Genomic DNA, 12,752 nt, shown 5'->3' with positions numbered 1-12,752 from the left:
GACGAAGGGTGGGGTATGCCGGACTGGGACGGGTGGTATGCTTGACGTAAATCAAGGATGCGACCACTGGTCCCCGCGTAGACCGTAGACATAAAGATGCGCGGACGATATTCATTCGTAAAATTGAATGCTGAGATCTACTGCTACGGGCCGTTGCCGCGCTGAGGCCCATGACAAGAAGATGACAAGAAGGAGGTCACCGGTGAACTACACCGCGAAACTCGACGAAGCCCTAAACCGTCTTCACGAAGAAGGCCGGTACCGTACCTTCATTGATATCGAGCGTAAGAACGGGAATTTCCCGCATGCGACTTGGACCAAACCCGATGGCAGCGAGCAGCCCATTACCGTTTGGTGTGGCAATGACTATCTCGGCATGGGCCAACATCCCGTTGTACTAGAAGCCATGCACGAAGCCTTGGACGCGACCGGTGCGGGCTCGGGCGGCACACGCAATATTTCCGGCACCACGGTTTACCACAAAGCGTTGGAAGCCGAGGTCGCCGATCTGCACGGCAAAGAGGCGGCTTTGTTGTTCAACAGTGCTTATGTGGCCAATGATGCGACCCTGTCGACGTTGCCAAAACTGTTCCCCGGTTTGATCATCTATTCGGATGAGCTTAACCATGCCTCGATGATCGAGGGTATTCGCCGCAACGGTGGCGCGAAACGTGTGTTCCGTCACAATGACGTTGAGCATCTGCGCGAGTTGATGATGGCGGACGACCCTAAGGCACCGAAACTGATTGCCTTTGAATCGGTCTATTCTATGGACGGCGATTTTGGTCCGATCGAAGCTCTTTGTGATCTGGCCGATGAATTTGGCGCGCTGACCTATATCGACGAAGTGCACGCCGTTGGCATGTATGGCCCTCGCGGGGCCGGCGTCGCCGAACGTGATCGTTTGATGCATCGTCTTGATATTATCAACGCGACCTTGGCAAAAGCTTATGGTGTTGTTGGTGGTTACATCGCCGCGAGCGCGAAAATGTGTGACGCTGTGCGCTCTTATGCGCCGGGCTTCATCTTCTCTAGCTCCATGCCGCCGGCGGTAGCTGCGGGCGCGGCTGCGTCGGTTCGCTTCCTCAAGCATGACCGGTCACTGCGTGAACAGCATCAGACACAGGCGAAAATTCTCAAAACCCGTCTCAAGGGGCTGGGAATGCCCATTATTGATCACGGAAGTCACATCGTTCCGGTTATTGTCGGCAATCCTGTGCATACCAAAAAGCTGTCCGATATGCTTTTGGATGGATATGGAATCTATGTTCAGCCGATCAATTTCCCAACCGTGCCGCGTGGCACCGAGCGGTTGCGCTTTACGCCGTCACCGGTACATGGTCCCGATGAAATGGATAAACTCGTACACGCTATGGATGAGTTGTGGAGCCATTGTGCGCTGAATCGCGCCGAATTGGCCGGGTAACCTGTGGAAATCCTGTCATAACCGTTGAGATATGGTAATGTGACCGCAATAAGTGGGCGACTCGAATCGAGTTGCCCATAACGGGCAGGCGTGAAACGGAACTAGGTTAATGGGGCAGTCTGGATGATCGGGCGCAAATCCCACGATAAACCGGAGCAGGTTGAAGAGGCTCCGCAAAGCTTTGATGATTTTGCCTTGCAATTGGGCGATCTCATGCGGGGCGAGCGGGCGACTCTTGGTAAATCCTTGCTCGATGTTCAGCGTGAGCTGCGCATCAAAGCCAGCTACATCGCCGCCATTGAAAACTGTGATCCTTCCGCCTTTGACACGCCTGGGTTTATCGCCGGTTATGTGCGATCTTACGCTCGCTATCTAGGAATGGACCCGGACGAAGCGTTTGACGCCTTCTGCGCCGAAAGCGGATTTTCGGTTGCTCACGGCATGTCCGACAAGGCGTCGGTGGTCAAAAAATCCGAAGAAAGCGCGCTGCGCCCTCGTGTGCGTGATCCTCTTGCCGAACCCAACATGCCCTTTGCGCCTGTTGGAGATTCCGTTTTGTCGCGCATCGAGCCGGGTGCAATCGGTTCATCATTGGTCTTGATCGCTTTGATGGCTGGCATCGGTTACGGTGGCTGGACCGTTTTACAAGAAGTCCAACGTGTTCAGGTGACGCCGGTTGATCAAACCCCCGTTGTGTTGAGCGAACTTGATCCTGTTGATGCGGCTGGTACTGCGCGTCCAGCACCTATTGCGCCAACATCCGAAGGGCCGACAATCGTCTCAGCTGCCTCGGATGGGGCAGGGGTGTTTACCCCGCCGACGACCGAGGCGTTTGACCGTTTGTACCGTCCTCAGGCTTTGGATGTGCCTGTGTTGGTGGCCCGTGATGCGCCAATTTCCACGTTGGACCCCGAAAGCGTCGGCGTGTTTTCCGATATCGCCCGCTCTGACCTTCCACAGGTTCAAGATAGCAGCCTGGCCGCTGCTGCATTGGCCGACGGTTTGGCCCTACAACCCGGCCAAGCCCCTGTTGCTGTTGGGCAATTGCCCGCCTTTGATGCGCGCGGTGTGACCGTTGTTGCGGCGCGTCCGGCTTGGGTTCAGGTCAAAGATGAAGTCGGTTCCGTTCTCTATTCCGGCATATTGAATGCGGGTGACACCTATGTTGTGCCGGGGGATGCGGCGACGCCGCGAATGCAGATCGGTGAATCTGGTGCCGTGTACTTTGCGGTTAATGGCACTAGCTACGGTCCAGCGGGGCCAAATGGCTCGGTGACCGAGGGCGTTTCTTTGGTCGCTCAGGATTTGACCACCCGTTACAGCCCGGTTCAAGCCGGATCTGATGCGGATTTGGAAACAGTTTTGGTCGAACTCGACCTAAAATCCCGTCCATTCGCGCCATCTGCACCTGTTGCGCTGGCTGCTGCTACGCCAAGTATTCCCAAAGTTTTGGCTGATCCTTTGCCGGGCATAACCATTGTCGCAACGCGTGAAGCGTGGATTTTGGTCAAATCGCCGTCCGGGTCTCGTATTCATGAGACGATCCTGAAACCGGGGCAGTCTTATCGCGTTCCTCAGACTGAACAGCCGCCTACCATTCGTACCGGTGATGCGGGGGCGATCTATTTCGCGGTCAACGGTCAGACCTATGGGCCTTATGGCGGTAACGGTGCAATTGCGGACAATCTTGCTTTGTCGGCTGGCAATGTGGCACAGAACATGGCTGTTGCTGATCTGACTCAGAACCCAACGCTTGCCAAGGTTGTTGCGGAACTCAGCCTGTCGCAAGACTAACTCCTACAAAACTGCAATGACGTAGGTGCAGCGCTGGTCATAGCTGACCATGCGCATTATGTATCTGAGCACGACTTGCTTTGTTCCAATCAGGACCGAACTCATGAGCCTCAATCACATTCGCCCGTGGCGCAATATTTACCGTCGTACGTCCCGTCAGATTATGGTGGGAAACGTGCCCGTAGGGGGGGATGCCCCGATTTCGGTTCAGACCATGACCAATACGGTAACCACTGATATCGCAGGCACAATTGCGCAGGTGCAGGCCGCAGCCGAAGCCGGTGCGGACATTGTGCGCGTGTCGGTTCCCGACGAAGACAGCGCGCGTGCCCTCAAAGAAATTGTGCGCGAAAGCCCGGTTCCGATTGTCGCGGACATTCACTTTCACTACCGGCGCGGTATCGAAGCTGCCGAAGCCGGCGCGGCCTGTTTGCGGATCAATCCGGGCAATATCGGCTCAGCGGCGCGGGTCAAAGAAGTCATCCAAGCCGCGCGCGATCACAATTGTTCGATCCGGATTGGCGTGAACGCCGGGTCGTTGGAAAAACATCTGTTGGAGAAATACGGGGAACCGTGTCCGGATGCGATGGTCGAAAGCGGCATGGATCATATCAAAATCCTACAAGATCATGATTTTCATGAGTTTAAGATCAGCGTGAAGGCGTCCGATGTCTTTATGGCCGCTGCCGCTTATCAACAGCTGGCCGAGCAAACCGATGCACCTATTCACCTTGGGATCACCGAAGCCGGGGGGCTAACATCCGGGACGATTAAATCGGCGATCGGGATGGGTAACCTTTTGTGGATGGGGATTGGCGATACAATCCGGGTGAGCCTCTCCGCCGATCCGGTCGAAGAGGTCAAGGTTGGCTATGAAATCTTGAAATCCCTTGGGCTGCGTCATCGCGGTGTGAACATCATTTCCTGCCCCAGTTGCGCGCGTCAAGGGTTTGACGTGATCAAAACCGTCGAAACGCTTGAGAAACGTCTAGAGCACATCAAAACCCCGATGAGTCTAAGCATCATTGGCTGCGTTGTGAATGGTCCGGGGGAAGCGCTGATGACTGATGTTGGTTTCACCGGCGGCGGGGCCGGGAGCGGCATGGTCTATCTGGCGGGTAAAGCCAGCCATAAGATGAGCAACGATCAGATGGTCGAGCACATCATCGAAGAAGTCGAGAAACGCGCCGCTGTTTTAGATGCGCAAGCGGCGCAAGATGCTGCTGAATAGTTAGAGTTTAACGCGAGCTTGATCGGTTAAGGTATTGTGGGCGCTTGAGAAAATCCTCAAGCGCCCATTTCTATATTAACCTTGCTTGCGAAGCTCAGCGACAATTTCCTGCATGGTTTCCAAAGGCGCGTAGCCACGGATCATCTGATCACCAAAGGCAAAGCTAGGTGTGCCGTTGATGCCCATTCTCTGACCCAGGGCGCGGGTTTCTGAGATGCGCCGTGTGACTTCGTCGCTCTCCATCTCGGCCCAGATCGCATCTCCATCAAGGCCTAAAGTCCCTGCCAAACGCACTAAGGGGCCTTTGCCGGGGGTGGCTTTCATCGTAATCAGCGCTTCGTGAACGGCTTTGTAGGCGTCATCGCCACCAACGATTTGTGCCGCAACTGCAAAACGAGAAGAGGTCATCGAGGCTTCACCCAAGATTGGGAACTCCTTGACGATCAACCGGATGTTGCCGTCTTTTTCAATTAATTCAGCCACTTCTGGGTGGGCTTTGCGGCAGTATCCGCAACGATAGTCCAAAAATTCCACGACTGTGATGTCGCCATCGGGATTGCCACCAACCCAGCTATAGCCGTCATTGTAGAGAGCCTCGGCATTGTCTGCCACGAGGGTTTCATCAGCACGCTCTTGGAGTGCGGCTTGCTGTTCTTCGTAGACTGCAGCCGCTTCAAATATCACTTCGGGGTTTTCGAGCAAATAGCCGCGAACCGCCGCGCCAAAAGCAGCCCGATCTGCATCAGACATGTTTTCAAAATCCAAGCCTTCGGCCTGAAGCGGCGCAGACATGGTAAGCATCACGGCGGTGGCGCTGCTAAGCAGTACCGAGGAAAGAGGGCGGGATTTGAACATGGTCACTCCATTCTAGTCAGCGCTTGCGCTTGGCCTGTTTTGACGCATGTAGCACATCTTGGGCGCGCTGCCACGGGCTAGACCCGCGCGGCAAACGGTCCACGGCGCGTTTTGCGTGAATTTCAGCATCCTTAAACCGGCCTTGTAGGGCGTAGCGTTCGGCGGTCGCCAGTGATGCCATGGCCGGTTTTCCGGTTTTCGCATAGGCAACGCTTAGGTCACGAAGGATGCGCGCATCAGAAAAATCACGCCCCCGCGCGGCTTCTAGCGCTTTTAGCGCGTCTTTTGGATGACCCGCAGCCAAAAGCGATCGACCCAATCCACCTAGGATCAAGGGCTCACGCGGTGCGCGTTTCGCCGCTTGTCGATACACGGCAACGGCTTGTTCAAATTTGCGTGATTCCAGCAAAATCTGCCCCTTGAGCTCCATTAAATAGGGGTCGGTTGGGCGCAATGCCAAAGCCCCATCAATGGCGCGCACCGCCTTTTTGATGTTGGAATCGCGGTGGTGGGCTACGGCTTGCCGCATCAGGGCAATATCTTGGGACGCGCTGGATTTGGCCCGACGCAGGGTCCAGCTTGGGGCGCGTTTAAAGGCGGTGAGCTTGCCGCGCATCCGGTCAAACCAATACTGTGCCGAGGGGTCTCGTTTGCCACCGGGGTTTGCGGCCACCAACCCTTTGAGGGCGCGCAAACGGTCCCGGCTTAGCGGATGGGTGCGCATATATGGGTCCTGACGCGTGGCGGCCAATGATTCCTGACCGCGAAACAAATCTTGAACGTCGACGGCCCCAGATGGGTCGATCCCTGCGCGTTTTAGGTAGCGAACTGAAGAAATATCTGCTGCGGATTCCTCGGCGCGGGTGTGGGACAAAAGTGAGCGCAATGCAGAGCTTTGGGTGCCAAGGGCAATGGCCCCCGCCGCCCGACCATCACCGGTTGCAGCCCCGGCAGCTGCCGCCAGTATCATGCCAATCCCAGCAGCGGTCCGAGCTATGCTCGCATTGCCCAACCGACGGGTGATATGACCATTGGCGATATGCGCCGCCTCATGGGCGATGACGGCTTGCAACGCCGCAGCACTATCGAGCCGCATGATAAGGCCATAGTTGATAAAGATGTGGCGTGTATCGGCGACAAAAGCGTTCATTGCGCTGTCATTGACCACAACAATTCTGATTTGCGACGCATTTAAACCTGCGGCCTGTAACACTGGGGCCGCGATCTTGCGCAACCCATATTCGATGTCGGCGTCACGCAGCAGCGAGATACCGGCGCGCGCGGGGGCCGCGAGTAATAGGGACAGCACAATCAAGATGCTCATCAATCTCGGAAGGATCATTGCGTTCTGCCTCTGCCACTCATAAGCCTCGTTGCACGGCACAGTAGAGAGGGCGGCATGCAGAATTCAAGGCGCGGAATGGTTGATCCGTTTATTGTGATGGACGTGATGGAGGCCGCACGACAGGCTGAAGCCGAGGGACGCCATATTATTCATATGGAAGTGGGCCAGCCCAGCACCCCAGCGCCTGCCGCTGCGCGGGATGCGTTGATGCGGGCGATGCAAGATGATGCGCTTGGTTATACCGTTGCGCTGGGGCTTCCAACGCTTCGAGAACGCATCGCAAGTCTATATAAAGATTGGTATAATATAGATTTGGACCCGGCGCGTGTTGTTGTGACACCCGGATCATCGGGCGGCTTTGTTCTGGCCTTTACGGCGCTGTTTGACGCCGGAGATCGTGTTGCTCTTGGCGCTCCGGGCTATCCTTCTTATCGCCAAATCCTCAAGGCACAGGATTTGGTGCCGGTCGAAATTCAAACCTCGGCGAAGAACCGCTTGCAACTTGTTCCGGACGATCTCAGGGACGTGGATTTTCAGGGCATAATGGTGGCCTCACCGGCGAATCCCAGTGGCACAATGCTTGGCCGAGAGGAACTTGGAGCCCTGATCGGAGCGGCGCAGGACAAAGGAGCCAGCTTTCTGTCGGACGAAATCTATCATGGCATTGAATACGACAAAAAGGCCATCACGGCGCTGGAAATCTCCGACGACGTTTGTGTCATCAACTCGTTTTCTAAGTATTTTTCGATGACAGGTTGGCGCCTTGGCTGGTTGGTTTTGCCAGAACCGCAGGTGCGTCAGGTCGAACGATTGGCGCAAAACATGTTCATTTGCGCGCCCCATGCGGCTCAGGTGGCTGCGCTCGGGGCCTTGACGGCCAAGGATGAGTTACAGGCCAACATGGACGTTTACCGCAAAAACCGCCAATTGATGTTGGATGGATTGCCAAACGCAGGCTTTGATCGCATCGCGCCGCCGGATGGGGCGTTCTATGTTTATGCGGACATCAGCCACATCACCGATGATAGCCAAGGATTTGCACGGGCGATTTTGGACGAAGTTGGCGTCGCGGTAACGCCGGGTATGGATTTTGATCAACAACGTGGGGCAGGGACTTTGCGGTTTTCCTACGCCCGCGCCACGGCGGATATCGCCGAAGGCTTGGAACGCCTGCGTCGCTTTATGGTGAAACATGGGCATGTTTCGGCCTGACAACAGACGCAAGGCTAGCCGATAGGCATCCGCGTCGGTTAAGATAACCAAAAGAAAAACAGGTGAGGCCAAAGAGCCAATCATGAGCAGATGGATCGCGACATTGGCGCTACTATGCGCTGGCACTTTGGCTATGGCCCAAGACACGTCGCAGGGCGGCAGCGGTCTCGCCCGCTTTCTTGGCGGCGGTTTCAGTGACCCTTTTTGGGGTGGGGGCACCGAGCTGGAGTTGCAGTTAAGCCAAGGTGTTCCTTGGCGGGTGTTCACATTGGATGAACCGGCGCGTTTGGTTGTTGATTTCCGCGAAGTGGATTGGCGCGACACGGACCCAGTCGCCATGAACACCAGCAAGCATATTGCCAGCCTACGCATGGGGGCGTTTCGCCCCGGTTGGTCTCGCCTTGTGGCCGAGATCCGCGCTCCGATGAAAGTTGACGTGGCCGAATTGAATGTTGCCAAGGACACCGGGGCTGCAGAATTGTCTTTGCGTCTTGTCCCAATAGATCAGTCGGAGTTCGTGAAACTGTCCGGGATGCCGTTTGATCCGGCATGGGAGGTTCCGGAGAATGTGGTTCAACGGGCCAAACCCGACGACACGGCTGGGCCGTTGGTTGTGTTACTTGATCCCGGCCACGGCGGGATTGATCCGGGTGCGCAGCGCAATGGCTTTGACGAGGCTGATCTGATGTTACTTTTTGCACAGGAACTTCGGGATGTTCTTGTTAGAACAGGGCATTACAGTGTCGTCTTGACGCGAGAAGAGGATGTGTTCGTGTCTTTGGAACGCCGTGTTTCCAAGGCACATGAGGCTCAAGCCGATCTGTTTATTTCGCTACATGCGGACGCCTTGGCCGAAGGGGTCGCCCATGGCGCGTCGGTCTACACCTTGTCCCAAGAGGCATCGGATGCGGCCTCGGCTGCTTTGGCCGAACGCCATGACCGCGACGATCTTTTGTCGGGCGTTGATTTGTCCGGCACGGATGACCGGGTTGCACAGGTTCTTTTGGATATTGCCCGGCTGGACAATTCTCCGCGCTCAGATGCCCTTGCCGGTCATTTGGTCGGCGGGATTCGCAATGCGCTTGGGAATGTGCACAAACGCCCCAAGCGCCAAGCCAGCTTTTCGGTTCTGAAATCTGCCGATATTCCGTCGGTTTTGATCGAACTTGGTTTTTTGTCAACGCAACGCGATCTCGACAATCTTCAGGACCCCAATTGGCGCGCCGGAATGGCAGCAGGGATTCGCGACGGGATCAACGCTTGGGCGCTTGAAGACGAAGCATTATCGCGTCTGCGCCGACAATAAAGCGATTGAGGACGCCGTTTTGCAAACCAACATCGGCAATTCCCCGCGCGGATGTGTTTTGACCATGGCAATCATGCCGTATAATGAAGCCCTGAGCAGTATTGGGGGTCAGACGTGACCAGGTTCATCTTTTCGGTCTTCGGAGCGATCTTTTCGGTTTTGACTATGGGCACCTTGATGGTCGCGCTGACCATTGGGGCTGTGTTTTGGATGTATGGCCGCGATTTGCCGAGCCACGAACATCTGGCGCAATACACACCACCAACCATCAGCCGAATCTATTCGACCGAAGGTCAGGTGATTGACGAGTTCGCCCAAGAACGCCGCTTGTTCACCCCGGCCGAAGAAATCCCCGAACTTGTCAAACATGCGTTTGTCTCGGCGGAAGACAAGAATTTTTACACCCATCAAGGGTACGATGTTCGCGGCATTGCCTCTGCCGCTGTTGAAGCCGTTCAATCGCGCGGAGGAAGTGTCCGCGGGGCCTCGACCATCACTCAACAGGTGATGAAAAACTTCCTTTTGTCGGGTGACCGCAAAATGGAACGTAAGATCAAAGAGATCATCCTAGCGACCCGCGTCGAAGAGGCGTTGAGCAAGGAAAAGATTCTTGAGCTGTATCTCAACGAAATTTTCCTAGGTCAAAACGCCTATGGTGTGACCGCCGCCGCGCAGGTCTATTTCAACAAGACACTTGGTGATCTCGCGCCCCATGAAGCGGCGTTTCTGGCGTCGTTGCCCAAAGCTCCATCAAGCTTTCATCCGGTCCGAAAAAAGGAGCGGGTGACAAACCGACGGAACTTTGTGCTCAAAGAGATGTATGAAAACGGCTACATCACCTATGAGACTTACCAGTCCGAGCGTCTTTTGCCGCTGTTGTCGGTTCAAAACGGTGACTATGCGCCTTATGGTCGGTCGCTGCCGCCGCGCGATTATTTCACCGATGAAATCCGCCGCCAGCTAAGCCGCAACTTCGGTGAGGATCAGTTCTTTTCAGGTGGGTATTCGGTCCGCGCAACCCTTGACCCAGAGATGCAGGTCGAGGCGGCGCATTCGCTTCAACGCGCGCTTGAACAATTTGACCGTGGGTTGGGGCGTTGGAATGGCTCTGGGAAAACCCTTGACGCGGATCAGCTCGGTAGCGAAGAAGCTTGGCGCGAAGCACTGACAAAAACCCGTGTCGCGCGGGATATTGATCTTGTGTCCGAGTGGTTGCCGGCAGTTGTTCTTGAGGTGCGCGAAAACGAGTTGCTGGTTGGCATTGAAGGGATTGAAACCAACGATCCGCGCGGCAACACCGTTCCGCGTGGGGATACCAGCTGGTTCAAAGGCAATTTGTTTGACAATTTTGAACGCGGTGACGTGATCCACCTGCGGGAAATGCGTGACGACAACAATGGAAACTTTATCCGTTGGAGCCTACGCCAAGTTCCCAAAGTGCAAGGCGGGTTTATGGCGATGGACGTTAACACCGGTCGCGTGATCGCGATGCAGGGGGGCTTTAGTTACCAAAACTCGGTGTTTAACCGCGCGACCCAAGCCCAGCGTCAGCCGGGATCAAGCTTCAAACCTTTTGTTTACGCTGCGGCGTTGGATAGCGGCTATACCCCGGCGACCATCGTTGTTGATGCTCCGATTGAAATTGATACGCCTTATGGTGTTTGGCGCCCGAAAAACGCCTCGAACAAGTTCTATGGCCCAACGCCTCTGCGCACCGGGATCGAACAATCGCGAAACTTGATGACAATTCGATTGGCCCAAGAGGTCGGGATGGACGTTGTCGCGTCTTATGCTGAAAAATTTGGCATGTATGAGAGCATGGGACGGGTTTTGGCCAACGCTTTGGGGGCCGATGAAACCACGCTTTATCAAGTTGTTGCGGCCTATGCGATGTTTGCAAATGGCGGTGAGCGGGTTCAGCCGACATTGATTGACCGGGTTCAAGATCGCTATGGCACCACAATTTTCAGCCATGACGCCGCGCCAGGCAACAAACGGGTTTGTGTGGATTGCGATGACCCCAATCTGCGCGATGGCCGCAGCCCGCGGATTGTGAATGACCGTGAACGGGTTATGGACCCGATCACCGCCTATCAGCTGACCTCGATGATGCGCGGCGTTGTGCAACGCGGCACGGCGCGCAAGACCGTCAAATTGGGGGTACCAACGGCGGGCAAAACCGGGACAACCAATGATGCCAAGGATGTTTGGTTTGTGGGCTTCACGTCCAATATCGTGGCGGGCTGTTATATTGGCTATGACACGCCAAAACCGATGGGGCGCGGGGCCTCTGGTGGTGGCATGTGTGGTCCGGTGTTCACACGCTTTATGCGTAAGGCGACCAAGAAATACGGTGGCGGTGACTTCCGAGTTCCCGAAGATTGTCAGTTCATCAAAATTGACCGCTTTTCCGGGGCCCGTTTGGGCGAAAGCGCAAGTGGTCCAAACGTCGTGTCCGAGTGTTTCCGCATCGACGATCCTGCGAACATCATCTTTGGTGGCCAAGGCATCACCGGCAGCTTTGCTGTTTCGGGAAGCTTTGACTTGATCCGCCCGAATGACGCGGCAGGCCAAGCGCGTGAAGTGACAACATCGACCGGCAAAAAAGCCGTGGTCGGCCCCAAAGCGGGCTTTGGGACATTGTCCTCGGGCGGGTTGTTCTAAACCTCGTCTGCGAGCTCCAGAAGTAAGTTCAAAAGGTCGGCCTCTCGATTGACGTCGGGGCCGGCCTTTAACGTTCCTTTGGCCCGCAAGGCGATGGACCACGCAGCTTTTGCCGCCGCCCATTGCGCCAATCGTTTCTTTTCGACGTTCATGGATTTGCTAAACCAGTCGAGCCGCTGGTGTTGCAAAGCCTTGTCACGCAGCGCTGCGCCACAGCCTTTGGGATTTCGCATGGCATTGGCCAACTCATAGGTTGGCTCGCCAATCACCCCCTTGGCATCAATGGTGCGAAACCCCTGATTTGCATAAAACACATTGTCATGGTGCAAATCTCCATGCAGCGGTCTTGGATTGCTTTGGGTCGCAAGAAGGTGCCGCGCCAAGACGGTTGCCCGGCCGATGTCATGCGCGACGCCGGGTGGACAATTGGCTGCAACCTCCAAATCAAAGAGTAGCTGAAACCATGTTTCCAGTTTCGGCAGGTTGCGCATTGGCGGCAAGGAGAGGCTATGCAGGTCAATTGCAAATGTCGCCAGGTCCTTGTTGGCACTCCAGTCACCGTCGCGGATCGTATTGCCAAGGGTTTGACCGGGCAGGAAATCCATAACCAGTGCATTGTCAATTTGACCATGAATGCGAGGAGTATGATGTGGGCTGACCGTTGCCCAGGCTTTCATCAACGACACACCTTGGGTTTCATTGCCCATGTCCATCCCATGATAGAGCTTTAGCACCCAATCTTGGCCCATTGGTCCGTTCACGCGCCAAAGCCGTGCGATGCCCGTTTGGGTCAAGTCGCGCGGTTGTGTTAGGCCAAATGTTGTCAAAGCCGCCTGTAGATCCATTTCACCGCGTACCGCTGCTTGCTCACCTTCGCGGCCCTTGTTATCACGCATCACCTGAATAAGTGAAACTGGAC

At 55.6% G+C, this 12,752-nt stretch carries 9 protein-coding genes; 6 read left to right on the top strand and 3 right to left on the bottom strand.

Going from position 1 to position 12,752, the window contains the following annotated elements:
* Positions 1–202: 202 nt before the first annotated feature.
* From hemA to ispG, 3 genes are all read left to right on the top strand, one after another.
* Complete coding sequence (gene hemA, locus AC5EFR_RS15170; RefSeq protein ID WP_299928393.1) at positions 203–1,426, top strand: 5-aminolevulinate synthase; 1,224 nt, start codon at positions 203–205, stop codon at positions 1,424–1,426.
* A gap of 123 nt (positions 1,427–1,549) precedes the next feature.
* Positions 1,550–3,220 (top strand): helix-turn-helix domain-containing protein, encoded by a 1,671-nt coding sequence (locus AC5EFR_RS15165; protein ID WP_493576632.1) that lies wholly within the window; start codon positions 1,550–1,552, stop codon positions 3,218–3,220.
* 103 nt (positions 3,221–3,323) lie between these two features.
* Positions 3,324–4,451: a flavodoxin-dependent (E)-4-hydroxy-3-methylbut-2-enyl-diphosphate synthase gene (ispG, locus tag AC5EFR_RS15160; protein ID WP_493576631.1), complete on the top strand. Its 1,128-nt coding sequence runs from the start codon at positions 3,324–3,326 to the stop codon at positions 4,449–4,451.
* A 75-nt stretch (positions 4,452–4,526) separates the two neighbouring features.
* Here the strand turns inward: ispG and AC5EFR_RS15155 are convergent, their stop codons facing one another.
* Both AC5EFR_RS15155 and AC5EFR_RS15150 read right to left on the bottom strand, forming a co-directional pair.
* Positions 4,527–5,306 carry a DsbA family protein gene (locus AC5EFR_RS15155; protein ID WP_493576630.1) on the bottom strand — a complete coding sequence of 260 codons (780 nt, stop codon included), beginning with the start codon at positions 5,304–5,306 and terminating at the stop codon, positions 4,527–4,529.
* Between the two features lie 16 nt (positions 5,307–5,322).
* Positions 5,323–6,630, bottom strand: a complete 1,308-nt coding sequence (locus tag AC5EFR_RS15150) for a M48 family metalloprotease (RefSeq protein WP_493576629.1) — start codon at positions 6,628–6,630, stop codon at positions 5,323–5,325.
* 75 nt (positions 6,631–6,705) lie between these two features.
* On the opposite strand from AC5EFR_RS15150, the gene AC5EFR_RS15145 reads away from it, so the two are divergent.
* The 3 genes from AC5EFR_RS15145 (at position 6,706) to AC5EFR_RS15135 (ending at position 11,833) form a co-directional block, all read left to right on the top strand.
* Positions 6,706–7,863 (top strand): pyridoxal phosphate-dependent aminotransferase, encoded by a 1,158-nt coding sequence (locus tag AC5EFR_RS15145; RefSeq protein ID WP_493576628.1) that lies wholly within the window; start codon positions 6,706–6,708, stop codon positions 7,861–7,863.
* Positions 7,864–7,945: 82 nt separating this feature from the next.
* Positions 7,946–9,169, top strand: coding sequence for an N-acetylmuramoyl-L-alanine amidase (locus tag AC5EFR_RS15140; protein ID WP_493576627.1), 1,224 nt, complete (start codon positions 7,946–7,948; stop codon positions 9,167–9,169).
* 114 nt (positions 9,170–9,283) lie between these two features.
* On the top strand, positions 9,284–11,833 hold the full coding sequence (locus AC5EFR_RS15135) for a penicillin-binding protein 1A (RefSeq protein ID WP_493576626.1): 2,550 nt from the start codon (positions 9,284–9,286) through the stop codon (positions 11,831–11,833).
* Here AC5EFR_RS15135 and AC5EFR_RS15130 read toward each other — a convergent pair.
* The gene (locus AC5EFR_RS15130) at positions 11,830–12,729 is read right to left on the bottom strand and encodes an aminoglycoside phosphotransferase family protein (RefSeq protein ID WP_493576625.1); all 900 of its coding nucleotides are present in this window, start codon (positions 12,727–12,729) and stop codon (positions 11,830–11,832) included. The two genes, AC5EFR_RS15135 and AC5EFR_RS15130, sit on opposite strands and share 4 nt — an antisense overlap.
* Positions 12,730–12,752: the final 23 nt, after the last annotated feature.

It is taken from the genome of Pelagimonas sp., assembly GCF_058892305.1.
Note: the sequence above shows the minus strand (reverse complement) of the source record. Positions and strands in the feature narration are given on the sequence as shown.

What these genes read in the sequence shown, in the direction of transcription:
- AC5EFR_RS15130 (WP_493576625.1), bottom strand. Translation starts at nt 12,729, where the DNA reads ATGCGTGATAACAAGGGCCGCGAAGGTGAGCAAGCAGCGGTACGCGGT.
- AC5EFR_RS15165 (WP_493576632.1), top strand. Translation starts at nt 1,550, where the DNA reads ATGATCGGGCGCAAATCCCACGATAAACCGGAGCAGGTTGAAGAGGCT.
- AC5EFR_RS15155 (WP_493576630.1), bottom strand. Translation starts at nt 5,306, where the DNA reads ATGTTCAAATCCCGCCCTCTTTCCTCGGTACTGCTTAGCAGCGCCACC.
- ispG (WP_493576631.1), top strand. Translation starts at nt 3,324, where the DNA reads ATGAGCCTCAATCACATTCGCCCGTGGCGCAATATTTACCGTCGTACG.
- AC5EFR_RS15145 (WP_493576628.1), top strand. Translation starts at nt 6,706, where the DNA reads ATGCAGAATTCAAGGCGCGGAATGGTTGATCCGTTTATTGTGATGGAC.
- AC5EFR_RS15150 (WP_493576629.1), bottom strand. Translation starts at nt 6,630, where the DNA reads ATGAGCATCTTGATTGTGCTGTCCCTATTACTCGCGGCCCCCGCGCGC.
- AC5EFR_RS15140 (WP_493576627.1), top strand. Translation starts at nt 7,946, where the DNA reads ATGAGCAGATGGATCGCGACATTGGCGCTACTATGCGCTGGCACTTTG.